Raw genomic sequence first — 22,779 nt, 5'->3', positions numbered from 1 at the left:
ATTCTCATTCTGGCTCATCGGCGAGGCCTTCATCCTGGAAAATTGGTGCAGGCCCGTCATTTCTTGAACCGACCAGTACCGCTCCAGACGCCGCCGGAGATGGAGGCCGAATGCAATGCGTGCCCGGCCCGGTCGACACCTTGCGCGAATGCCCGTGGGGTGAGCGCGTGGTGCAGGAAGTGCCTGCCTTTGGCAGGGTGGCGCGCATCTTCCGGGTGGTGAGCTTCGGGTGCTGTGCCAATAATGATGAGGTGGGCCAGGGTGCCACCCTGTTTTCCGTGATCAACCCCACCACAGGATGGGGCCAGCGGAGGAGATGGGGGTGCCTGTTTCGACGTATCGCATCGGGAGCGAAGATAATGAAGAAGGAATTCGCAGGGAAATGGCGGGTTGTCGGGTGGCTGGTGTTGCTTCTGCTGGCGCCGGGATGGGTGGCAGCGCAGGTGACGTTCGATCGGATCGTGGTATTCGGCACTAGCCTGTCGGACCCGGGCAATGTGTTCGCCCTGACGGGTCAGGAAAACACCCCGCCGTATAACAAGCTGGATCCCTCGGACCCTTTTCTCATTCCCTCGGCACCCTACGCCCGAGGGGGACACCACTTTAGCGACGGCGCGACCTGGATAGAACAGTTCGCCGAGTCTCACGCGCTTGCCGCCAACACCCGTCCTGCCTTTCGGGCCTCGAACGACCATGCGAGCAACTACGCGGTCGGCGGCGCACGGGCTCGCAACGCCGGGGAGCTGAGCCTGTCCGCGCAGGTCAGCCGTTTTCTGACGGATTTCGGCGGTGCCGCACCAGCGGGTGGGCTGTATGTTGTGGAGGCGGGCTCCAACGACGTGCGCGATGCCTTTGTCGCGCTGGCCATGGGGGGCGATGGCGGCGGCGTGATTTCCGCCGCATTGACGGCGATTCAGGACACTATCGCGCTGCTGCATGCCAAAGGCGCCCGGAAGTATCTGGTCGCCAATGTGCCGGATCTCGGCCTGACACCCGCGGTGCAACGTCTGGACCAGGCGTCTCCGGGTGCCAAGCTGGCCCTCAGCTCGCTGTCGCTCAACTTCAACATCGGGCTTGCCGACCTGCTGACCGGGTTGCGGGCGGCCTATCCGGATAGCCAGTTTGTCCTCTTGAACGTGTTCCAGACGGTGAATGACATGACGCAAAGCCCGTCGACGTTTGGCCTGCGGGACGTTTCGACGCCGTGTGTCACGCCCAATGTGGCACCGTTTACCTGCCGCAATCCGGGGGACTACCTGTTCTGGGACGGCATTCATCCCACCAGGACGGTCCACGCCATCTTTTCGCAAAAAGCCGCCCAGGCGCTATCCGAATGACGGCGCGGTGAGCACCCCCATCGTCCGGCACGGAGCCACGGCGCGGACGGTGGGTTGCCGGGTTGGAGTCAGTCCAGCGGCACCCACACCTCGCCGCTCATCAGCGGGCGCGCGGTGCGTGTCATCACGACTTCGTCGACCTGCCAGGCATCGCCGTTCCTGCTGACCCTGGCTTCCAGTGCCTGTCCTCCGCTGGCGTGGGAGAAGTTCAGTTCCCGCCCGCGTATCACGCCGCCGGCCATTTCGCTTGCCAACGTGCCGTCGATGGCACTGGCGGCGGCAAGGGCGATGGCGCCGGTGCCGGTGAAGGCGTGATGCAGCCGCCCCATCGACAGGATGCGGCCGTTCAGATCGTAGCCGGTGGCGCGTGCCGAACTGAGAAAGCTGATTTTGGGGGTGGCCGGGCGCTCGCGGCTGGCGCTGGTGATGTCCGGCGCCAAGCCCATCGCCACCGCGCCGGCGGCACGGGCCCATTCGAGGGTCTGGTGCAGTTTGGCATCGAGATGGGCGGCGCTCTCATAACCCGAGAGGCCGAGATCGGCGGCACGTACGAAAACCGTCGGGTTGCCGGCATCGATCAGTGTGGCAGCAAGCGTTGTGCCGTCGGGAAGAAGAAGGGTGTCGCAGGGGTTTCCCGTGGGGAACAGGGCTCCCGCGCCGCCGCCCGCCGGGTCGAGAAAATGCAGGCGGATCGGCGCGCCAGGAAAGGCGACGCCGTCGATGCGGTAGTCGCCATGCCAGACCGCTTGACCGCGCTCGATGTTGATCTCGGCGTGGATGCGTTTCCCGATGTTGGCCTGCCAGATATGCACGGTGAAGGGGCCGTCCTTGTCGGGGGCCACCAGCCCGGAGGCCACGGCAAACAGCGGCACCGCGGCCGTCAGGTTGCCGCAGTTGCCGGACCAGTCGATCAGCGGTTCGCCGATCGCCACGTGACCGAACAGGTAATCGACATCGCAGTCGGGCCGTTGCGACGGGGAGAGAATGACGATCTTGCTGGTGCTGGAAATCCCGGTACCCAGGCCGTCGATTTGCAGGCCGTGCGGGTCGGGGCTGCCGAGGGCGCGCAGCAACAGCCGGTCGCGCGTTTCTGTGTCGGCGGGCAGGCTGTCGGCGCGAAAAAACAGGCCCTTGCTGGTGCCGCCGCGCATCAGGGTGGCCTTGAGGGAATGCAGGGTGGTCATGCGGCGGGTTCCAGGGTCAGTTTGCAGGCGGCGATGGCGGCGCGGCGAGCCGCATCGACCGCTTGCGGAATCTGTTGTTTGTCTGAGCAACCCTGGGCGATGGCGCCGGCATCCACCGTCAGTGCGGCGTCCAGCATGCGTGCCAGCCAGTCGACTTGCGGGTAGTCGCACTGTTCGAAACCGAGGCGGCCACGGGCATCGGCGAGGCAGGCATCGAGCATGAGGCGGAAACGTTCAGGCCGACGCAGGGCATCGGTTTCGCGGAACATCTTCAGCACGGTGTCCGGGCGCATGTCGCCGGCCACGTGCACCTTGGTGTGATGCAGGCAGGTGATGCGGGCCAGGTCGCGGCAGTCGGCCGGCACGCGCAGGCGTTCGCTCAGTGCCAGCAGCGGCTTTTCGCCGCGCGCCTCGTGGCCCAGGTGGCGCGGCAGCAGCTCGGCCGGGGTAAGGGCCTTGCCCAGGTCGTGGGTGAGCGCTGCAAAGCGCACCGGCAGCGGCAGCTGCTGGACTGCGGCGTAGTCGATGACGCGCATCACGTGGTCGCCGGTGTCGATTTCCGGGTGGTAGTCGGCGCGCTGTGGAACGCCGAACAGGGCGTCCACCTCGGGCAGGATGCGCGCCAGTGCGCCGCACTCGCGCAGGACCAGAAAAAAGCGCGAAGGCTGGTTTTCCATCAGCCCGCGCGCCGTTTCCTGCCAGACGCGCTCGGCGACCAGGGCGTCGACCTCGCCGTTGGCGACCATGGTGCGCATCAATTGCAGTGTTTCCGGCGCGATGGAGAAGCCGAAGCGGGCGGCGAAGCGGGCCAGGCGCAGTACCCGCACCGGGTCTTCGGCGAAGGCCGGGCTGACGTGGCGCAAGATGCGGTTTTTCAGGTCGTCCTGACCGTGGTAGGGGTCGATGATCTGCCCGGTTTCGTCGCTGGCCATGGCGTTGATGGTGAGATCGCGCCTGGCCAGGTCTTCTTCCAGGGTGACGTCGCGATCGGCGTGGAAGGTGAAGCCGTGGTAGCCGCGGCCGACCTTGCGCTCGGTGCGCGCCAGGGCGTATTCCTCGTGCGTTTCCGGGTGCAGGAACACCGGGAAGTCCTTGCCGACCGGGCGGAAGCCGCGGGCGGTCATGTCTTGCGGCGTGGCGCCGACCACGACCCAGTCGTGGTCGGTCACTGGCAGTCCCAGCAGGCGATCACGCACAGCTCCGCCAACTTGGTAAATCTTCATGTCAACGTCCAGCCTCGGCGCGGAAGTGCGAGCGCACTTCGTTCGGCTCGGCCTTGCCCAGGTAGAGCGGCGCGATGGCTTCCAGCGCCGTGGGCGTGAAACCGAGCAACTCGCGCGGGAAGGGGCCGGTGCCGACGTTGTCGACCGAGAGCGAGCGTACGTTGTCGCGGCTCATCAGCGGTTGTCCCGGCAGCAATTCCATCAGTCCGGCCTGCAGCATGGCCAGCCCCGCCGGTAGCCCGATGATGAGCGGCTGTTGGCCGCTCAGACCGGCGACGTAGCGCACCAGTTCGCGCAGGGCGTAGACCTTGGTGCCGGCGAGTTCGATTTTGTGATGGACGGTGGCGTCGTTGGCCAGGCACGCTACCATGGCGCGCGCCACGTCGTCGGCCCACACCGGCTGGAAGCGGGTGTCGGCACCGGCCAGCGGCAGCACCGGCAGGGTGCGGGCGAGGTGGGCGAACAAGGTCAGGAAACTGTCGCCGCGGCCAAACACCACCGACGGGCGCAGGATGGTCCAGTCGAGCCCGCTGGCCTCGATGCGTTGTTCGGCAATGCCCTTGGTCTGCTGGTAGTGGCTGGGGCCGTTGGGGTCGGCGCCGAGCGCGCTGATATGGATCAGGCGGCGGATACCGTTATAGCGGCAGGCCTGGATGATCTTCTCCGGGAGCGCAACGTGCGCGCGTTCGAACGCCTGGCGGCTGCCGTGCAGGATGCCGACCATGCTGACGACGGCGTCGTGGCTGTGCAGCAGGGCGTTGAGACTGGCCTGGTCGTGTACGTCGACTTCGACCAGCTCGGTTTTCGGCAGCACGATCAGCTTTTCCTTGTGCTGTTCGTAGTTCCGGGTGGCAAAGGTGATCTCGACCCCGGCTTCGGCCAACCTTTCGCCCAGGTAGCCACCGATGAAGCCACTGCCGCCGATAACGCAGATCCGTTGGTATTTCATTCTTCGATTACTCTCCGCAAGACGTGTTCGACGACCGGCCGATCAGCGGGCCGGAATGGTGCCCAGGCGGCTCTTCAGCGAGAGCGGTGTGTGCTCGAAGCCACTCGCATAATACGCGGCGTTGCCCATGACCTTCTGAACATAGTCGCGGGTTTCGTCGAAGGGAATGGTTTCGGCGTAAATGGCGCCTTCCAGCGGCTTGCTGTCCTGCCAGCTGCGCGCGCGGCCCGGGCCCGCATTATAGGCTGCGGTGGCCATCACGGCGTTGTTGGACAGCGAATTGAGCACGTAGCGCAGGTACCAGGTGCCGAGCTGGATATTGGTGTCGATGTCGTCCACGGCAAAGCCGTTGAGCCCCATTTTCCCCGCGACCCACTTGGCGGTGGCCGGCATCAGCTGCATCAGGCCGGAGGCCCCGACGCCGGAGCGGGCCACGGTGACGAAACGGCTTTCCTGGCGGATCAGCCCGTATACCCAGGCCTCGTCGATGTCCAGCTGCTTGGCGTAGCGGCGGGTGATGTCACGATACGGCGTCAGGTAGCGCAGCGAGAAGTCGTGTTCGGTGCGGGTGCGTTCGGCGCTGTAGATCGCCATGTCGTAGAAGCTGTGGCGACGCGCCAGCTCGGCCGCCGCCAGGAGCTGGCTGTCGGGGAGGTTGCGCATGCTCCAGCGCCACTCGTTTCGGGCGTCGTTGCGGAATTCCGGCTTGCGGTAGTCTTCTGCCAGATGGAATAGCGCCAGGGCGCGGCGCACCGCAGGCTGGGCGTTGAGGGCGCCGATATCCTCCTCGCTCGGCGGTTTGGCCGAGGGAGAGGCACTCAGCGAGGTGCCGAGTTCTTCGCGCGCCAGCGTGGCGTAGTATTGGTGGCCATCGCTGGCTTGCACCAGCAGTGACGTGGCCTCGCTGCCGCGGCCCAGGGCCTGCAGCGCCCGGGCGCGCCAGTACTGCCACACCGGTTTGGCTGCCAGATTGGCCGGCATGGAGCGGGTGACCTGCTCCAGCACGCCCCATTGCGCGATACGCAGCGTGGAGCGGGCCCACCATTCCCATTGCTCGTCGGTGAGCTGGGAGGCATCGGCCTGGGCGAACCACGACAGGGCCTGGGCCATCTGCTGGCGCTTGGCGGACAGCAGCGCCAGCTGACCCCAGGCGAAACCGGCGCGTTCCCGGCTCAGCGACGGTTCGAGGGCGCGCAGGGCGTCGGCGGCGGCGTCCAGATTGGCGCGGCCCTTGTTGCGCACGATGTCGTAGACCAGAATTTCCTGCCCGCCCGGGGTCGAGGCGTCGGCGCTGGCCGGCCGGGCCAGCGTGCTGGCATCCAGTGTCAGCCCGGTGGCGGCGGCCAGCTTGCGGGCGGAGGAGAGGTAGTTGCCGGCAAGCTGCAGCCGGATGCGGCGCCCTACCCAGTCGGGCCCGAGCAGGCCCTTGGCGGCGGCGGTCTCGATCAGGGTTTCGCAGCCCAAAGGGGTGTCGCGCCCTTGCAGGAAGCCCGCAAAGTCGATGTCACGGCTGCCTTGGCGCAGTCTCAGCAAGTTGGCATAGCAGCGTGTTTCTTCATCGCTGCCTTCCGGCGGCAGGTTCTGCCATTCCTGGGCAAAGCGTGCCCATTCTTCGCGCTTGCCCAGGTGTTTCAGCCATTCGTTGCGGATGCGTTCCGGCATCACGCCTTCCTTGACGCTGTTGAGAAAGGTGATGACTTGGGCGTCGTCGTCCTTTTCCAGGGCTTTCCAGGCTAGCCAGTAGGCCGGGTAGTTCGCCAGCGGGTGGCTCGAGGTGATACTGGCGTAGCGCGCCAGTTCGGCCACGTTGTTGCTGCGGTAGGCTTCGCGGGCGGCGATCAGGTCGTTTTCGACCGCGGCGAGGGCGGGCAGAGCCGTGCTCAGGGCCAGCACGCTCAGGACAGTGTTCAAACGTTTCATCAGTCAATTATCCATTATTTTCGGCGTCACGCCGGCTATCTCGTCATGCGCCCGGGCGGTCGTTTCCTGCTTTGAAAGCCGCCGGGCTTGCTTGGTTCGCGTTGCGCCCCTGCTTTTTGGCAGTAAGGGAGCGGTGTGGCGGCGCCGGTACCGATACGGTTCAGCGCCTGCATTCGTACAGTTCGATGGGAAGCCCGTCGGGGTCGGCAAAGAAGCAGAAGCGCTGGCCGGTGATGTCGTCGAGGCGGATGGCTTCCAGCTCGATTCCTTTGGCCGACAAGGTTGCGCGCGCGTGCTCCAGGTTGCCGACCGCGAGTGCAAGGTGACGCAGGCCGCAGGCTTCCGGCCGGCTGGGCCGGGGCGGCGTGGCGGGGAAGCTGAACAGTTCGATCTGGCTGCCGTCGGGCAGGGCCAGGTTGAGCTTCCACGACTGGCGCTCTTCGCGCCAGCTCTCGCTGACGATCGGCAGGCCAAGGATGCGGTGATAGAAGTCCCGCGAGCGGGCGTAGTCCGAGCCGATGATGGCTATGTGGTGAAGTCCGACGAGTTGCATCAGCGCACTTGGGGGACGGGCTGGTGTGGCACGGGTCGGGGTGTCGTCGGTCGCTGTGCCGGCTGGCGTGCAGCATGGGAGGCCGGCGGGATGGCGATGTGGCAAAGCCGGAGGCGATTACTGCTCATAGATTTTCAATATCAATATGCTTTTAACAATCAATTAGACGAATTTGTTGTTGGCTATCAGAATGCAGTCATCGATAGATAAATGACGCCACTCTCAAACCAGGAGATTCACCATGCTGAGCAATCACGAAGGCCAACGCGTTCCGAACGTTACTTTCCACATCCGCGAAAACAACGAGTGGAAGGACGTGACCACCGAGCAACTGTTCCAGGGCAAGAACGTGGTGGTGTTCTCGCTGCCGGGCGCTTTTACCCCGACCTGCTCGTCCACCCATCTGCCGCGCTACAACGAGCTGGCGCCGGCGTTCTTCGAGAACGGCATCGACGCCATCCTGTGCGTGTCGGTCAACGATACCTTCGTCATGAACGAATGGGCGCAGGATCAGGAGGCCCAGAACATCGTGATGGTACCCGATGGCAACGGTGAATTCACCGCCGGGATGAACATGCTGGTGGACAAGAGCGAGCTGGGCTTCGGCAAGCGCAGCTGGCGCTACTCGATGCTGGTGCGCGACGGCGTGGTCGAGAAGGTGTTCGTCGAACCGCAGGAGCCGGGCGATCCGTTCAAGGTTTCCGACGCCGACACCATGCTCGACTACCTCAACCCGAAGGCCAAGAAGCCGGATCAGGTGGTGGTGTTCACCAAGGTCGGCTGCCCGCACTGCGCCCGGGCCAAGGCCTTGCTCACCGACCGTGGCTACAACTTCGTCGAGGTCCCGCTCGATAACACGATCCGCGGCAAGGTGCTGGGTGCCGTGTCGGGCAAGATGACTGCGCCGCAGGTGTTCATCAATGGTGAACTGATCGGTTCGGCCGACGACCTGGAAACGCGCTTCGCCCGCTGAGCACCAGGCCGTTTTTGAGCGACTGTTGTTTCCGCCGGTTTCATGCCCTGACACCGGTGGGAGCTTTCGGGCCGGCCCAAGGCAGTTTGGCCCGGCCCATTTTTCCGCCCGGATACGTGACGCCAGCGCAGTGGCGTGACGTATCCCGGCGCATCTGATCACCCATAAGGATAACGATTATGCAGAACCTCTCCGTCGACGTAGCCATCATCGGCGCCGGCACTGCCGGCCTCGCCGCCTACCGCGCCGCCAAGGCCAACGGCAAGACCGCCGTCCTGATCGAGGGCGGCCCCTACGGTACCACCTGCGCCCGCGTCGGCTGCATGCCGTCCAAGCTGCTGATTGCCGCCGCCGAAGCCGCACACGAAGCACGTCACACCGCGCCGTTCGGGGTGCACGTCGATGGCGTGATCCGCATCGATGGGCGTGAGGTGATGGCACGCGTCAAGCGCGAGCGCGACCGTTTCGTCGGCTTCGTCGTCAACAGCGTCGAAGGTATTCCGGAACAAGACCGCCTGCAGGGCTACGCCCGTTTCATCGACAACACCTTGTTGCAGGTCGACGAGCACACCCAGCTCAAGGCCGGCCGTGTCGTGATCGCCACCGGTTCGTCACCGGCGATTCCGGCACCGTTCCAGGTGTTCGGCGACCTGCTGGTGGTGAACGATGATGTGTTCGACTGGGACACGCTGCCGCGCCGCGTCGCCGTCTTCGGCCCTGGCGTGATCGGGGTGGAACTGGGCCAGGCCTTGTCGCGCCTCGGCGTCGAGGTGAGGATATTCGGCGCCAGCGGCTCGCTGGGTCCGCTCACCGACCCGGTGATACGTGACTACGCCCGCCGTGCATTGGGAGAGGAGTTCTACCTCGATCCGAAGGCCAAGGTGGTGGAGATGCGCCGTGACGGCGACGAGGCGGTGATCCGCTACGTGCATCTCGACGGCGGTGAGCGGGAAGAGCGTTTCGACCATGTGCTGGTGTCCACCGGCCGTACGCCCAACGTGCAGCGGCTGGGTTTGGAGAACACCTCGTTGCAGCGCGATGGCCGCGGTGTGCCGCTGTTCGACCCGGAAACGCTGCAGTGCGGCAACGCCCCGATCTTCCTCGCCGGCGACGCCAACAATACGCTGACGCTGCTGCACGAGGCGGCCGACGAGGGCAAGACCGCCGGCGAGAACGCTGCGCGCTATCCCGATGTGCGTCCCGGCCTGCGCCGTGCGCCGATCGGCGTGGTGTTCAGCGACCCGCAGATGATGATGGTCGGCGCCAGCTTCGCCACGTTGGCCGAAGGCGGCTTCGTCACCGGCGAGGTCAGTTTCGAGGACCAGGGCCGCAGTCGCGTGATGCTGAAGAACAAGGGTCTGCTGCATGTCTACGCCGACAAGGAGAGCGGCCGCTTCCTCGGTGCCGAGATGATCGGCCCGCGTGCCGAGCACATCGCCCACCTGCTAGCGTGGAGTGTGCAACAAGGCCTGACCGTGGCGCAGATGCTCGACATGCCGTTCTACCACCCTGTGGTGGAGGAGGGTCTGCGCACCGCCTTGCGTGACGCGGCGGCCAAGCTGGCCGGCTGAGCCGGCGCTACCTCACCAAGACGCCACCCCATCAGGGGTGGCGTTATTTTTTGTAGCAGGCGTGCTCAGCAAGGACTGTGCAGCGACACGCCCTCGGCCTCGCCGCGTGCCTGCGCAATGGCGGTGCGGTTGCGGCCGTCCAGTTTGGCGCGATACAGCGCTTCATCGGCCCGCTTCAGCCAGGCCTCGCGATGCGGTGTGGAGAGCGGGGCGACGCCGAGGCTGATGGTGTAACGCACGTGCAACTCGCCGTGCGCGACCGTGGACGATTCGACCCGCGTGCGCAAGCGCTCGGCGAAGGCGGCCGCGCCTTCCTCGTCAACGTTGGCCAGTACCACCAGGAATTCCTCCCCGCCCCAGCGTCCGGCCACATCCACGTTGCGGATGGTCTCGCTCATGGCCTTGCCCAGGGCGCGGATCACGGCGTCGCCGGCATCGTGACCGTAGCGGTCGTTGACCACCTTGAAATGATCGATATCGAGAAGGACCAGGCTGGCCTGCTCGCCGTTGCGCCGGGAGCGCTGCAGCTGTTGCTCGAGAGCTTCTTCCAGTGCGCGCCGGTTGGGCAGGCCGGTCAGCGTGTCGGTGCGCGCCAGATGGGCGAGCTTGCTATTAGCCTCGGCCAGTTCGTTCACCAGCCGGGTGGACGAATCCAGCCAGTAGGTGAACATGCGGTAGCCAAAGAAGCCGACGAAGGCGGCAATCAGGGCGAATACCCAATAGAAGGTCCAGGTGGTCGCCAGCATCGTGGTGACGGCGCCGGGCAAGATTGCCAGTTCGCTGGCGCGCAGGGCGTGGCGCACCGTATTGCTGCCGAGCCACAGTGTCAGCCAGCCGTAAATCAGTACGCCGGCGACGATGGCGATCACCAGCTGCAGGCTGAGACGGCGCGATTCCGCTGCCGCGGTGCGCCACAGCCGTGTGTGCCGGTCGCGCCAGCGTTGCAAGGCCGGCTGACTGACGAGCAGCAATGGAGCTCCCAGCAGCAGGCATTGCAGGAAGCCGCCCAACCACCAGCCTTGCCAGATTGGCAGCAGGCCGGTCGGGTCGACCAGATTGGTGTAACACCAGATCAGCGCCCCGGCCGAGCTGAAGACGCTGGCGACAAACGACATCAGCGTGTAGTAGAGCACGGCGTTGGCCGAGCGCAGGTGCAGCGGCATGGCGATGGTGCGGTAGCCCAGCACCAGCACGGCAAAGCCCAGGGGGTTGGCGCAAGCGAACAGCAGCGCCCAAGGCAGCGGCATATGGGCATACAGCGCCAGAGAGAAGGTGGCCAGATAGGCCGGAATCGCCCCCCAAGCCCAACCGAAGAACAGAGTCCACCATAGGCAGATCATGAGCGGCGGGTAGATCGACACATAGACTTCCACCCCGGCGAATGTCAGTGACAGGCCGGACCAGCTGTTGGCGACGGCGGCGATGCCGCTGGCCATACAGGCCACAATAGACAGCAGCCAGCCGCCCAGGATCAGCACTTGTTCAGAACGGGAGCCGTGGTGCCAGAGCTGCTGAGCGGAAAGGGTGCGGTAGTGGGCGCGGGGGCGTGACGAAGCCTCCGCCGGCAGGTCTGCGGTTACGCTGTCGCGGGTGGGTTGCCTGGTGTCGCCACGCTTCATGGTGAAGGTGTCTGGCGATTGGGTGTTTTCCATGTGGTCTCGTCAGAGCGTGCCTCCATCATGGGCAGGAGGCCGTCCCGTCTCCAGAAGCGCCACTCCCGGTGGAATGGCGCCGTTGTCCGTTTACCATCACATTTCCCCGCCAATGCCCTGAGCGGCGCGGTGCGGGTCTCACCGCAGGCTGGTGGCCGTTCATCTCGTCGTTATCGCGACAGACCGGGGCGACACGTGCGGCTGCATCGCCTGCGCCCGCTGCTCCTGCCGCGCCGGAGGCAGGAAACAGGGGGCGGCGAGTGAAGGGCTGCTTAGCCGGCGCTCTTCAATCTGGGTGCGGAAATGACGTTTGGTTGGTCAAGTGTTAATTTAAACAAACTATTTTTCAAGAAGTAGATTGAACTGTTACGGAATTTATGTACATTATTTTATTAATGCCACTTTGGTAAACATTCGGAAATTGATCAAGCTGTTTTTTGTGGAGCTGTATTGGCGCGATTAGTTGACGAATGGGGAAGGAGTGGCCGTCGATCAAAATAAAATGACAAATAAATGCAAAAATATTTTCAAATAACCATTTTGACTATTTTACTTGCGTTGGCGCCGCCTGTCTTCGCCGCCGACAAGACATTACGCGTCTTGGCCTGGCCTGGATATGCCGATCCCGACGTGGTGAAGGCGTTCGAGGCCCGTTTTCACAGCAAGGTGGAAGTGACGTTTGTCGACTCCGATGAGTCGTTGTGGGACAAAATGCATGCCGGTCATGACAACACGTTCGATGTGGTGGCCGCCAATACTGTTGAAATTCACCGCTATACCCGTGAAGGGCTGCTGCAACCGCTCGACCTGGCACGTCTGCCCAATACCCGGTTCCAACTCCCGCGCTTTCGCGCGCTCTCGTCCATCGGCGGTCTGACCCAGGGAGGCAAGGTTTATGCCATTCCCTTTACCTATTCCGCCATGGGCTTGATTTATGACCGCAAGCAGGTGTCCGTTCCCCCACGGTCGATGTCCGAATTGTGGAATCCGCGCTATCGCGGAAAGGTGCTGGCCTTCAATAGTGCACAGCATAATTTTTCCTTTACGGCGCTGGCTTTGGGGGTGGACAACCCTTTTCAGCTCGATGTGAATCAGATGCGGCGCGTCGCGAAGCAATTGGTTGCGTTGCGGCGTAATTTGCTGAGTTATTACAGTCTTCCCGAAGAAGCGACCAGATTATTTATTCAACATAAATCGGCCCTGCTTTTTGCCAACTATGGCACGCAGCAGCTGACGCAGCTCCGTAAGGCCGGGGCGGACGTGGGCTATGTCATTCCGGAAGAGGGGGCGCTGGCGTGGCTGGATTGCTGGGCGATGACGCGGGCGGTGCGTGACCGTTCGTTGGCCCTGGCGTGGATCGACTATATGCTCGAGCCGGCCGTCAGCCGGTTGCTGCCCGAGCGCCAGGGGCTGGCAAATACCCTGACCTCGCCACCGGAAGTGAGCGATAAATCGCGCATCATCTGGCTCCAGCCGGTGGAGGATGTGGGGCAGCGCGAAGCGCTGTGGGGCAAGATTGTATCCGGCAATCTGCCGGAGAGGCTTTAGCCATGCGTCCGGGTCTGACCGTCAAACTCTCGATACTGCTCGCCTGCATTGGCATTCTGGCCTCTGGTGTGACGGGCTACTATGCCTATTCCACCAATCAAAGCCTGTTGGTGAAAGAGGCCGAGCGAAATCTGCTCACCTCGACCGAATTGCTGAGTCAGCGCTTATCGGCCGTCCTGAACGATATTGCGGCGGATGCCCTGACGCTGGCCAACATGCCCTCATCGGCAAAAGTCGCTGGCTTCGAAGACGTTGCCGGGGATGACGTGGCCAAGGAACGCTTGGCGCAGGTGTTCGGCACCATCATGCGCCTGCATCCTCAATACGCCCAGGTGCGCTTGATCTCCCGTCAGCAGTTTGGACTCGAACTGATCCGCTTCGATCGGGATGGCGACCGCCTGGTGAGGGTGACCGGGTCTCTGCTGCAAGAGAAAGGGCATTTCCCGTATGTTTTCGAAACCCTGGCGCTCGCACCAGGGCGCGTCTATGTTTCGCCGATCACGGTCAATCATGAACAGGGTGCTCATTCGGCGGAAGGCGCCCCGACGCTCCGCCTGGCCACGCCGGTTGTGACGTCGACCGGAGCCGTCGTCGGCGTAGTCGTCATCAATGTGTGGTTGAAAAGCTTGCTCGATTCCGTCCAGTCGGACTTGCCGGCCGGGCACCAGCTGTACCTGACCAACGAGTGGGGCGATTTTCTGGCGCACCCCAATCCCGCGATGACTTTTGGTTTCGATAAAGGTCGGCGCCTGCTGGTTCAAGACAGTTATGAGCAGACCCGGCCGTTGTTCGACAAGACTCAAACCAGTGTGCTGGTGAACGGGCTGGACAATCCACAGCGGGCAAAGGGGCAGATTCTGGCTTTTGTGCGCAAACCGTTCGGCCTGCCGGAAAACCATCAATTTGTCGTGCTTGGCCTGGCCCGCCCCTTGGAGGATGTGCTGCGGGGCGGGAAGTCGCTTGGGGAAAGCACCATTCAGATGGTGCTGGCATTCAGTGTGCTGTCCATCGTGCTGGCGGTGGTGTTTTCACGGGCATTGACCCGCCCCTTGCAGATGCTCACCCATGCCGCGACGAGCTTTCAAACCCGGCATGCGCTCGAAGCGCTGCCGGTGACGCGCACCGATGAAATCGGCGTGCTGGCGCGCTGCTTCGACCAGATGCGCAAGGAGTTGAAGTCGCACATGGAAAAGATGAGCCAGAATCAGCAAGAGCTGAGGCATCTGGCCCATCACGATTCTCTGACCGGGCTGCCGAACAGGATGCAGTTCTTCCACCAGATAGAGTGCGCCATTGACGCGGTGGCGGAGAGTGGCCAGCAGTTGGCCGTCCTGTTCATCGATCTCGATCACTTCAAGCAGATCAATGATCAGATGGGCCACGCGGTTGGCGACCAGGTGCTGATTGTCGTGGCGCAACGCCTGCGCAGCGCCTTGCGTGGCGAGGATGTGGTGGCACGGCTCGGTGGCGACGAGTTCATCGTGCTGATCAAGGGGCCCGCTATTGCCGCGGAAGTGCCCGCCATCGCCGCGAAGATCTTGAGCACACTCAATGAAGACATCATGACCCATGGCCATCGTCTGCAGGTGTGCGCCAGCATCGGCATCAGCCTGTTCCCGGATGATGGCGTGACGGCGGAGGAGTTGGTGCTGCGTGCGGACAGCGCCATGTACAAGGCCAAAGTCAGCGGGCGCTATACCTTCGCCCGCTATCAGGCGGCGGAATAAGCGCGCCGCCCCCTTATGGCGGGGGGCTCAGGATTTGACCGGTCTGAGCCAGCTGAAGCGGCTATGCCAGATGCTCGGAGCGCGCCGTACCAGGTGCCAGGTGGCCAGCACGTTGGCCGAAGCGGTGACCAGGAGCAGCACCGCGACGCTGTCGAACAGCTTCAGGACCACGGCGCTGGCGATGGCCGAGAACACCATGTAGAAGCCGTTGGTGATGTTGTTGGCCGCGATGGCCTGTGAGCGGAAGGCGGCCGGGCTGGCGATCTGCAGCCAGGTATAGAGCGGCACGGTGAAGAAGCCACCGAAGAACCCTAGCAGGGCGATGTCGGCGATATGGCGCCAGTTGGCGGGGGTGACGAGGTAGGCGCCGAGGCCGACCAGTTCGCCCTGGTGCAAGGCCAGCGAAGACAGTGCCACGTCGCCGCCGAACAGCGTCATACCGGCGCTGCCGACCAGTACCAGTCCCAGCTGCAGCCGCCCCTGCGACAGCTTGGCGCAAACCACCGAGCCCGCGCCGATACCGATCGAGAACAACGCCAGCATCAGCGTGTAGACGTTGGCGTCGCCGCCCAGGTGCTGCTTGGTGAAGGTCGGCAGCTGGGTGGTGTAGATCGCCCCCATCAGCCAGAACCAGGAAATGCCGAGGATGGCGCTCTTCACGTCGGCGATGCGCCAGGCCTTGCCGACCAGCTCGACCGAATCCTTCAGCACGTTGGCCGAAAGGGCCAGTTCCGGCGAGGAAGGAGGCGCCGGCGGCATTTGCCGGCTGCAGGCGTAACCGGCCAGCGCGGTGGCGCAGATCATCGTTACGATCAGCCATGGCCCTCCTTGCGTCATCAGGCTGCCGCCGATCTGGCCGATCAGGATGGCGAGGAAGGTGCCCATCTCGATCAGCCCGTTGCCCCCCACCAGCTCGCGCTCGTGCAGGTACTGCGGCAGGATCGAGTACTTCAGCGGGCCGAAAAAGGCGGAGTGCACCCCCATCAGGAACAGCGCCGCCAGCAGCAGCCCGGCAGCGTGGGCGAAGAAGCCGACCCCGGCCAACAGCATGATGGCGATTTCCACCAGCTTCACCGTTCGTGCGATGCGCGCCTTGTCGAGCTTCTCCGACAGCTTGCCGGCGGTGGCGGAGAACAGGAAGAACGGCAGGATGAACAGCCCCGCCGCCAGGTTGACCAGCATCGCCGGCGACATGCCGCCGATACTCAGGCCGTGGTAGCTGATCAGCACCACGATGGCGGTTTTCAGCAGGTTGTCGTTGAAGGCACCGAGAAATTGGGTGCCGAACAGCGGCAGGAAGCGGCGGCTGGTAATGAAGGGGAAGCTGGCGATCACGATGGCGGTACGGGAAAGATGGGTAGCGCATGCTAGCCCATTCCCCGGCGGGTGTCAGCAGCCGCGCCGGGACGGTGCCGCTGCCAGGCCTTGCGCAGCTCGTCCGCCAGCAGCATCGCCAGCAGCACCGGCAAGGCGATCAGCCAGTCGGCCGCCGCCAGCGGCGCAGTGCCGAACACACGTTGGCCGAAAGAGGTGTAGACGATCGACAGGATGAGGGCCGCTTCGAAGGCGAGCCCACCCAGTAGCCAGCGGTTGCGCAGCGGCAGGCGGAAGGCGGATACCGTGCTGTCGCGGCACAGGAACAGGTTGACGATCTGCCCCAGCACGATGGCAACGAGGCAGGCCGTGGTGGCCGCCAGGTAGAAGGGGGTGCTGGCCGGTACTGTGCCGCCGTAGTGCCAGCCGGCGGCGTACATCACGGTGAAAAAGGCGAACAACGCGGCGGCCGCTTCGAAAAGCCCGAGAAAACCGTAGGCGCGCAGCAGCAAGCCCGGCGTCAGCAGGCGCTCCTGGCGCGACCGGGGTGGGGTGTTCATCACCGCCGGGGCAGGCGGCTCGGCGCCCAGCGCCAGTGCCGGCAGCATGTCGGTGCCGAGGTCGACCGCCAAAATCTGGATGATGGTGAGCGGCAGCGGAACGCGCAGCAGCACGAAGGCCAGGTAGGGTACCAGTTCCGGAATGTTGGAAGTCAGGATATAGGTCAGGAATTTGCGGATATTGGCGTAGACCGCCCGGCCTTCCTCGATGGCGTCGACGATGGTGGCGAAGTTGTCGTCCAGAAGCACGATGTCGGCGGCGGCCTTGGCGACGTCCGAGCCGCGCTGTCCCATGGCGATGCCGATGTCGGCGCTTTTCAGCGCCGGGGCGTCGTTGACGCCGTCCCCGGTGACGGCGACGACCTCGCCCTTTTGCTGCAACACCGTGACGATGCGCTGCTTTTGTTCCGGCGTGACGCGGGCAAACAGCAGGTCGGGCTGGTCCAGCCGCAGTTGCAGCTGGGTGTCGGAGAGACGCTCCAGTTCGTCGCCCGTCACGACCTTCCCGTCCCCTTGCAGGAGGCCGATCTGCCGCGCGATGGCGCTCGCGGTAACGGCGTGGTCGCCGGTGCACAGCACCACCCGGATGCCGGCCTGGCGGCAGGTGGCGATGGCGCCGGCGACCTCGGGGCGCGGGGGATCCTCGATGCCGGCGAGGCCGGCGAACACCAGGTTGGATTCGTCCAGCGGCAATGCGGCCGGCTGGCGGTAGGCCAGTGCCAGTACGCGCAGGCCTCGCTCGGCGAAACGGTCCACCTCGGCCAGCAGGCGGTCGCGTCCGGCCGCATCGAGCGGCTGTTCGCCGTCCGGCATCAGCAGCATGCCGCACAGCGGCAGCACGCATTCGGCGGCCCCCTTGACGTACAGGTGCAGGCCGTCCGGCTGCTGTTGCAGCACTGCCATACGCTTGCGTTCGCTGTCGAACGGCAATTCGCCGCGACGCAATGACGGCGGCTGCGGCAACGCCCCGGCAAACTCCGCCAGGGCCTGCTCCATCGGGTCGCCGATCCAGCCGTTGCCGCTGGCCAGCAGGTTGTGGCACTGGCCGGCGATCTGCTTCAGCACCGCCGGCAGTCCCGGGGTGTCGGCGGGGTGGGCGCGCCCCAGCGTGTACACGTCCAGCACGCGCATGCGGTTTTCGGTCAGTGTGCCGGTCTTGTCCGAGACGATCACCGTGGCCGCGCTCAGGGTTTCCACCGCCGGCAGGTGGCGCACCAGCGCCCGGCGTTTGGCCATGCGCTGGGTGGCCAGGGCGAGCGACAGGGTGACGGTCGGCAGCAGCCCCTCCGGCACGTTGGCGACGATGATGCCGATGGCAAACAGCAGGTTGTCGCTCCAGGGCAGGCCGATGGCGTGGCCGATGGACAGGAAGACCAGCCCCAGTGCCGTGGCGAAGAGCGCCACCCAGCGCGATAGCCGCGCCAGTTCGCGCGTGAGCGGCGAGACGGTGTCCGCCGTGCTCTGCGTCAGATGGGCGACGTGCCCGAAGCGCGTGCGCATCCCGGTGGCGTAGACGACCACCTCGGCCGAGCCGGCGACCACCGAGGTGCCGGCAAACAGGCAGTTGCCGCCGAGTACCGGATCGGCGTTGTGGCTGGCCTCGGCGTGACGCGACTGGGGGGCCGACTCCCCGGTCAGGATCGCGTTGTTGACGCGCAGGCCGAACGCCGAGAGCACGCGGCAGTCGGCGGGTACCGCATCCCCGCCTTCGAGGTAGACGATGTCGCCCGGCACCAGTTGGCTGGCCGGCAGGGGATAGACCACGCCGCCCCGGCGGACCTTGACCTCCAGCGGCAGCAGCTGGCGCAGGGCGGCCAGCGCCTGCTCCGCCTTGTACTCCTGCCAGAACGAGAACACCCCGTTGATGACGATGACGCCGATGATGGCCCAGCCCAGCGTCGCCATCGCCGGGTCGCCTTGCAGGACGTAGGCCAGCAGGGCGAGTCCGGCGGCAATCCACAGGATGATGGCGAAGAAATGCCCGAACTGTTCCAGCAGCCGTTGCCAGCCGGGCTTGCCGGCCATCTCCTCGACGGTGTTGCTGCCGTATTCGGTGAGACGCCGCGCCGCTTCCGCTTCGGCCAGGCCGCCCGGCCCGGTGTGCAGGCTGCCCAGCGCCTGCTCCGGTGTCAGGCGGCTGATGTTGAGGGCATCGAGATGGGCGCGATGGGCGGCGGGCGAGCGATGGCTACCGGGCATGGTACTCCTGGTCGGCTCGAAAGAAGGGGTTGGGGCGCGGCAGGTGGCTGGCGGCAGCCGGATCGGCGCGCGCCGTCAGCGTCTGCGCGTCATGGTGTGTTTATAGCGGATTGGCCGTGGGGCGTGGAATGTCGGCCGTCAAAGGCGGGCCATGTCGGCGAGGCGGGCGGGGGATGTCCTCACCAAGGCCGGAGGAGGGCGTGGCGGCCCGGTCAGCGCGGGGGCGGGTCCGCGTTGAGATCGTCCTTGTCGCTGGGGGTGGGGCGATCGTCATCCATCAGGATGCGGTGCCCTGGGCCTTCCAGGTCGTCGAACTGTCCGGTGCGGGTAGCCATCCAGAAAATGAAGCCGATCACGAAGGCCAGTACCAGGCTCAGCGGGATCAGTAGATAGAGACTTTCCATCAATTCGTCCGTTTCAATCGTCGGCCATCATGGCTGCTGCACTTGAGTGGAGCCGGGGCGGGAAATTCCGGCCGGGCGTGCTTCTGCCGTCGCCGCAGTGGTGCGTCTCATGCCGACCAGGCGCAGCGCGTTGCCCACGACCAGCAGCGAGCTGCTGGCCATGCCGAGGCTGGCCAGCCATGGCGTGACGTGGCCGGCCATGGCTAGCGGCAGCGCGACGATATTGTACAACACCGCCCAGACCAGGTTCTGCCGGATGATGGCGAGGGTTTTCCTGGAGAGCGTGACGGCCGCGGGGACCAGCGCCAGGCTGTCGTTGATCAGCACCATGTCACCGCTGGCGCGGGCGACGTCGGTGCCGCTACCCATGGCCATCGACACGTCGGCGCGCGCCAGCACCGGGGCGTCGTTGATGCCGTCGCCGACCATCAATACCCGGGCGCCGCGCTGCTGCAGTGCGCTGACGTAGGCCAGCTTGTCTTCCGGGGTGGCACGGGCACGGAACTGGCTGATGCCGGCGTCTTCGGCCAACCTTTGCACCGCCTCGTACTCGTCGCCGCTCAAGAGGTGGACGGTGAGCCCCTGTCGGGACAGCGCCGCGACGGCGGCGGCGCTGTCGTCGCGCCGGGTGTCGCCGATGGCGAACAGGGCCGCCCAGCCCTGGCGCGACCCCAGCGCAATCCGGGTGTGACCGCGCTGCCAGTCGGCGAGGCCGGACGGCAGCGGCCCGGCGAGTTCGGCAACGAAGTCGCTGCGCCCCAGGCGCCAGGTCTCACCGCCGATCATGCCTTCAATGCCGCTGCCGGGGATGTTGTGTACCTCTTGGGCGGTGGGGTGCGCGGCGGGCGCCGCCGCCAGCAGGGCGCGGGCGATCGGGTGCTCCGAACCCGCTTCGAGTGCCGCGGCCAGGGCGAGCACATCCTCGCGCTCGCCCCAACGATGGGTTTCCACCAGGCGCATGTCGCCGTGGGTCAGCGTGCCGGTCTTGTCGAACACCACGTCGCTGACCTTGGCCAGCGTTTCCAGCGCATGGCCGCGCGTGGTCAGCACCCCTAGTCCGGCCAGGTGGCCGCTGGCGGCGGTGAGCGCCGCCGGGGTGGCCAGCGACAGGGCGCAGGGGCAGGAAATCACCAGCACCGCCACGGTAATCCACAGCGCCCGTTCCGGGTCGATAAAGTGCCAGCCAAGGTAGGTGGCCAGTGCCGCCAGCAGCAGCGCGGCGACGAAGCCGCTGGCGAAACGGTCGGCCAGTTGTGCCAGCCGCGGCTTTTCCGCCAGCGCCTGATCCAGCAGGCGCACGATACCGGCCAGCCGGGTGCCTTGCCCGGCCTGGCTGATGCGCACGGTCAACGGGCTCTCCAGGTTGACGCTGCCGGCGATCACGGTCGAATCCACCGTTTTGCCGACGGGCCGGCTCTCGCCGGTGAGCAGCGATTCATTGGTCGCGCTGCGGCCGGCCAGCACCACGCCATCGGCGGGGATGGTCTCGCCCGGCTTGACCAGCAGCACGTCGCCGGCAACCAGCTGACTCACCGGCACCTCGTGTGCCACCGTTTCGCCCGGCCAGCCGGCGAGGCGGTGGGCAAAGGCCGGGACCAGTTTCACCAGGCTTTCCGCCGCTTCCCCGGCCTTGCGCCGCGCCAGTCCTTCGAGATAGCGTCCGCCCAGCAGCAGGAACACGAACATCGATACCGAGTCGAAGTAAATACCGTGTTCCACCTTGTTGATGAGCGCCCAGGTGCTGGCGCCGAAGGCGGTCAGGATGCCGATGGTGACCGGCGTGTCCATGCCGACGCGGCGCGTGGTGATGTCGCGCCAGGTGGCGCGGTAGAACGGCAGCGCCGAATAGACGATCACCGGCAGCGTCAGTAGCAGGTTGGCCCAGTGCAGCATCCACAGGAAGTCGGGATCGATCTCGCCGTGCGGCGCCAGGTAGACCGGCACCGCGTACATCATCACCTGCATCATCGACAGGCCTGCCACCCACAGCCGGGTCAACGCCTGCTTGCGTTCTTTTTGATGCAGCGCCTCCTGGCGCGCGGCATCGTAGGGGTGGGCCCGGTAGCCGATGGCGGCGATGGCCTCGAGAATTTGCGACAGTTTCAGGCGGGTATTGTCCCAGCGTACCCGGGCGCGGTGGCTGCTGTAGTTGATGTCGACCGAGATCACGCCGGGCAGGCGCATCAGGTGCTGCTCATTGAGCCAGACGCAGGCGGCGCAGGTGATGCCTTCCAGGATCAGCGCGGCTTCGCGCACATTGCCCGCCTCGATGTGGACGAAGCTCTGCTGCAGTTCGTCGGAATCGTACAGGCGTATGCGCTCGAGCAGTTCCAGCGGCAGCGCCTCGGCCTGCCCCGCACCCTGGGTGCGGTGGGTGTAATAGCCGTCGAGACCGGAATCAATGATGGTCTGCGCCACGGCCTGGCAGCCTGCGCAGCAGGTGGATTCGGTTCGTTCCCGATAGCGCACCGGAAAGGAAGCGCCTTCCGGAACCGGAAGGCCGCAGTGGAAACAGTCGTCACTCATGGCGTGCTATTGTAATCAAATGAGGATTGCCGCGCTTGAGCGAGCGCAAAGTCCGACGAGGTAAACGATCATGTCTATGCAAGCAGTGATGCAAAGCCGGCCAGGTGGCCGGGAAACTCTGGAGCTGGGAATCGTCGAGAAGCCAGTGCTTGGCGACGGACAGCTCCTGGTCAGGGTGATGGCGGCCGGGGTAAACCGGGCCGACGTGGTACAGCGCGAGGGGCAGTATCCGCCGCCGCCGGGGGCATCCGCCATCCTCGGGCTGGAAGTGGCCGGGGTGGTGGAGTCCGTGCGCGGGCCTTCCCGTTTCCAGCCGGGAGACGCGGTATTCGGGCTGGTGGAGGGGGGCGGCTATGCCGAATACGCGGTGCTGGACAGCGAATTGGCCATTCCCAAACCGGACAGCATGTCGTGGGTGGAGGCAGCCAGCCTGCCGGAGGCCTGGATGACTGCCTGGCTCAACCTGGTCGAGGTCGGCAGGTTGGCCGAAGGCCAGGCGTTGCTGGTGCACGCCGGGGCGAGTGGTGTGGGCGCGGCGGCGATCCAGCTCGCGCGGCTGCTGGGAGCCCGGGTGTGGGCGACGGCAGGGAGCGAGGAGAAGCTGGAGTATTGCTATAACCTCGGTGCCGACGAAGCCTTCAATGCCCGCCAGGAGGCCGACTTCGGCGGCAAGGTCAAGGCCTGGGGCGGGGCGGATGTGATCCTCGATCCGGTTGGCGGCGCCTACCTGGAGCAGAATCTGAGCTGCCTCAACCTGGACGGACGGCTGGTGCTGATCGGGGTCATGGGGGGCGGGCGCTCGGAGATCAACCTGGGGCGGCTGTTGGTCAAGCGCCAGTCCCTGATCGGCTCGACCCTGCGCAGCCAGCCCAAGGCGGTCAAGGCGCGGCTGGCGCGGGCGCTGGAAACCGAAATCCTGCCCGCGCTGCGCCAGGGCATGGTACGGCTGACGCTGGATTCCACCTATCCGCTCGCCGCCGTGGCCGAGGCGCACGAGGCGATGGAAGGCAACCGCAACCTCGGCAAGATCGTGCTGACGCTGTTCCCTGTCACTGCCGCGTCATAATCGTCTTGTAGACTGCATCTCGCGTCGGGCCATGCAAGCCACGAGCACTTCTTTCGTACGGATTGGGATTGCG

Annotated in this window: 16 protein-coding genes; 6 read left to right on the top strand and 10 right to left on the bottom strand. The window is 65.2% G+C overall.

What is annotated here, in order from left to right; all coding sequences use genetic code 11:
• Positions 1-110 precede the first annotated feature (110 nt).
• Positions 111-1,337, top strand: a complete 1,227-nt coding sequence (locus FURADRAFT_RS03750) for an SGNH/GDSL hydrolase family protein (RefSeq protein WP_008952780.1) — start codon at positions 111-113, stop codon at positions 1,335-1,337.
• 68 nt (positions 1,338-1,405) lie between these two features.
• Here FURADRAFT_RS03750 and FURADRAFT_RS03745 read toward each other — a convergent pair whose 3' ends face one another.
• The 5 genes from FURADRAFT_RS03745 to gloA2 form a co-directional block, all read right to left on the bottom strand.
• Positions 1,406-2,521 carry a 2-methylaconitate cis-trans isomerase PrpF family protein gene (locus FURADRAFT_RS03745; protein WP_008952779.1) on the bottom strand — a complete coding sequence of 372 codons (1,116 nt, stop codon included), beginning with the start codon at positions 2,519-2,521 and terminating at the stop codon, positions 1,406-1,408.
• Positions 2,518-3,744 carry a multifunctional CCA addition/repair protein gene (locus FURADRAFT_RS03740; RefSeq protein ID WP_008952778.1) on the bottom strand — a complete coding sequence of 409 codons (1,227 nt, stop codon included), beginning with the start codon at positions 3,742-3,744 and terminating at the stop codon, positions 2,518-2,520. Before FURADRAFT_RS03740 ends, FURADRAFT_RS03745 begins: the two co-directional genes overlap by 4 nt.
• A 1-nt stretch (position 3,745) precedes the next feature.
• Complete coding sequence (locus FURADRAFT_RS03735; protein ID WP_008952777.1) at positions 3,746-4,693, bottom strand: complex I NDUFA9 subunit family protein; 948 nt, start codon at positions 4,691-4,693, stop codon at positions 3,746-3,748.
• Between the two features lie 42 nt (positions 4,694-4,735).
• A complete protein-coding gene (locus tag FURADRAFT_RS03730) occupies positions 4,736-6,613 on the bottom strand; it encodes a lytic transglycosylase domain-containing protein (protein ID WP_008952776.1) in 1,878 nt (625 codons plus the stop codon).
• A gap of 160 nt (positions 6,614-6,773) precedes the next feature.
• Positions 6,774-7,166, bottom strand: coding sequence for an SMU1112c/YaeR family gloxylase I-like metalloprotein (gene gloA2, locus FURADRAFT_RS03725; protein WP_008952775.1), 393 nt, complete (start codon positions 7,164-7,166; stop codon positions 6,774-6,776).
• Between the two features lie 241 nt (positions 7,167-7,407).
• Between gloA2 and FURADRAFT_RS03720 the strand changes: the two genes are divergently transcribed.
• A complete protein-coding gene (locus FURADRAFT_RS03720; RefSeq protein ID WP_008952774.1) occupies positions 7,408-8,139 on the top strand; it encodes a glutathione peroxidase in 732 nt (243 codons plus the stop codon).
• 179 nt (positions 8,140-8,318) lie between these two features.
• Entirely contained in the window at positions 8,319-9,710 is a 1,392-nt protein-coding gene (locus FURADRAFT_RS03715) for a dihydrolipoyl dehydrogenase (protein WP_008952773.1), read from the top strand.
• Between the two features lie 65 nt (positions 9,711-9,775).
• Here FURADRAFT_RS03715 and FURADRAFT_RS03710 read toward each other — a convergent pair whose 3' ends face one another.
• Positions 9,776-11,362 (bottom strand): sensor domain-containing diguanylate cyclase, encoded by a 1,587-nt coding sequence (locus tag FURADRAFT_RS03710; protein ID WP_008952772.1) that lies wholly within the window; start codon positions 11,360-11,362, stop codon positions 9,776-9,778.
• A 513-nt stretch (positions 11,363-11,875) separates the two neighbouring features.
• Here FURADRAFT_RS03710 and FURADRAFT_RS03705 point away from each other — a divergent pair.
• Both FURADRAFT_RS03705 and FURADRAFT_RS03700 read left to right on the top strand, forming a co-directional pair.
• Positions 11,876-12,910, top strand: a complete 1,035-nt coding sequence (locus FURADRAFT_RS03705) for an extracellular solute-binding protein (protein ID WP_008952771.1) — start codon at positions 11,876-11,878, stop codon at positions 12,908-12,910.
• 2 nt (positions 12,911-12,912) lie between these two features.
• Complete coding sequence (locus tag FURADRAFT_RS03700) at positions 12,913-14,637, top strand: putative bifunctional diguanylate cyclase/phosphodiesterase (RefSeq protein ID WP_008952770.1); 1,725 nt, start codon at positions 12,913-12,915, stop codon at positions 14,635-14,637.
• Between the two features lie 27 nt (positions 14,638-14,664).
• On the opposite strand, the gene FURADRAFT_RS03695 is transcribed toward FURADRAFT_RS03700, so the two are convergent.
• From FURADRAFT_RS03695 to FURADRAFT_RS03680, 4 genes are all read right to left on the bottom strand, one after another.
• Entirely contained in the window at positions 14,665-15,972 is a 1,308-nt protein-coding gene (locus FURADRAFT_RS03695; protein WP_008952769.1) for an MFS transporter, read from the bottom strand.
• A gap of 32 nt (positions 15,973-16,004) precedes the next feature.
• Positions 16,005-18,710, bottom strand: coding sequence for a cation-translocating P-type ATPase (locus FURADRAFT_RS03690; RefSeq protein WP_008952768.1), 2,706 nt, complete (start codon positions 18,708-18,710; stop codon positions 16,005-16,007).
• A gap of 212 nt (positions 18,711-18,922) precedes the next feature.
• Positions 18,923-19,114 carry a cbb3-type cytochrome oxidase assembly protein CcoS gene (gene ccoS / locus FURADRAFT_RS03685; RefSeq protein WP_008952767.1) on the bottom strand — a complete coding sequence of 64 codons (192 nt, stop codon included), beginning with the start codon at positions 19,112-19,114 and terminating at the stop codon, positions 18,923-18,925.
• Between the two features lie 27 nt (positions 19,115-19,141).
• A complete protein-coding gene (locus tag FURADRAFT_RS03680; RefSeq protein ID WP_008952766.1) occupies positions 19,142-21,640 on the bottom strand; it encodes a heavy metal translocating P-type ATPase in 2,499 nt (832 codons plus the stop codon).
• A 70-nt stretch (positions 21,641-21,710) separates the two neighbouring features.
• Here FURADRAFT_RS03680 and FURADRAFT_RS03675 point away from each other — a divergent pair, with 70 nt between their 5' ends.
• The gene (locus FURADRAFT_RS03675) at positions 21,711-22,706 is read left to right on the top strand and encodes an NAD(P)H-quinone oxidoreductase (RefSeq protein ID WP_008952765.1); all 996 of its coding nucleotides are present in this window, start codon (positions 21,711-21,713) and stop codon (positions 22,704-22,706) included.
• Positions 22,707-22,779: the final 73 nt, after the last annotated feature.

It is taken from the genome of Pseudogulbenkiania ferrooxidans 2002, assembly GCF_000174355.1.
GTDB classification, from domain to species: Bacteria; Pseudomonadota; Gammaproteobacteria; order Burkholderiales; family Chromobacteriaceae; genus Pseudogulbenkiania; species Pseudogulbenkiania ferrooxidans.
The sequence above is the reverse complement of the archived record's forward strand: the minus strand, read 5'-3'. Positions and strand labels throughout refer to the sequence as shown.

Excerpts from the sequence above, each read along its gene's own strand:
- FURADRAFT_RS03750 (WP_008952780.1), top strand. The coding sequence starts at position 111 with ATGCAATGCGTGCCCGGCCCGGTCGACACCTTGCGCGAATGCCCGTGG.
- FURADRAFT_RS03745 (WP_008952779.1), bottom strand. The coding sequence starts at position 2,521 with ATGACCACCCTGCATTCCCTCAAGGCCACCCTGATGCGCGGCGGCACC.
- FURADRAFT_RS03740 (WP_008952778.1), bottom strand. The coding sequence starts at position 3,744 with ATGAAGATTTACCAAGTTGGCGGAGCTGTGCGTGATCGCCTGCTGGGA.
- FURADRAFT_RS03735 (WP_008952777.1), bottom strand. The coding sequence starts at position 4,693 with ATGAAATACCAACGGATCTGCGTTATCGGCGGCAGTGGCTTCATCGGT.
- FURADRAFT_RS03730 (WP_008952776.1), bottom strand. The coding sequence starts at position 6,613 with ATGAAACGTTTGAACACTGTCCTGAGCGTGCTGGCCCTGAGCACGGCT.
- gloA2 (WP_008952775.1), bottom strand. The coding sequence starts at position 7,166 with ATGCAACTCGTCGGACTTCACCACATAGCCATCATCGGCTCGGACTAC.
- FURADRAFT_RS03720 (WP_008952774.1), top strand. The coding sequence starts at position 7,408 with ATGCTGAGCAATCACGAAGGCCAACGCGTTCCGAACGTTACTTTCCAC.
- FURADRAFT_RS03715 (WP_008952773.1), top strand. The coding sequence starts at position 8,319 with ATGCAGAACCTCTCCGTCGACGTAGCCATCATCGGCGCCGGCACTGCC.
- FURADRAFT_RS03710 (WP_008952772.1), bottom strand. The coding sequence starts at position 11,362 with ATGGAAAACACCCAATCGCCAGACACCTTCACCATGAAGCGTGGCGAC.
- FURADRAFT_RS03705 (WP_008952771.1), top strand. The coding sequence starts at position 11,876 with ATGCAAAAATATTTTCAAATAACCATTTTGACTATTTTACTTGCGTTG.
- FURADRAFT_RS03700 (WP_008952770.1), top strand. The coding sequence starts at position 12,913 with ATGCGTCCGGGTCTGACCGTCAAACTCTCGATACTGCTCGCCTGCATT.
- FURADRAFT_RS03690 (WP_008952768.1), bottom strand. The coding sequence starts at position 18,710 with ATGCCCGGTAGCCATCGCTCGCCCGCCGCCCATCGCGCCCATCTCGAT.
- ccoS (WP_008952767.1), bottom strand. The coding sequence starts at position 19,114 with ATGGAAAGTCTCTATCTACTGATCCCGCTGAGCCTGGTACTGGCCTTC.
- FURADRAFT_RS03680 (WP_008952766.1), bottom strand. The coding sequence starts at position 21,640 with ATGAGTGACGACTGTTTCCACTGCGGCCTTCCGGTTCCGGAAGGCGCT.
- FURADRAFT_RS03675 (WP_008952765.1), top strand. The coding sequence starts at position 21,711 with ATGTCTATGCAAGCAGTGATGCAAAGCCGGCCAGGTGGCCGGGAAACT.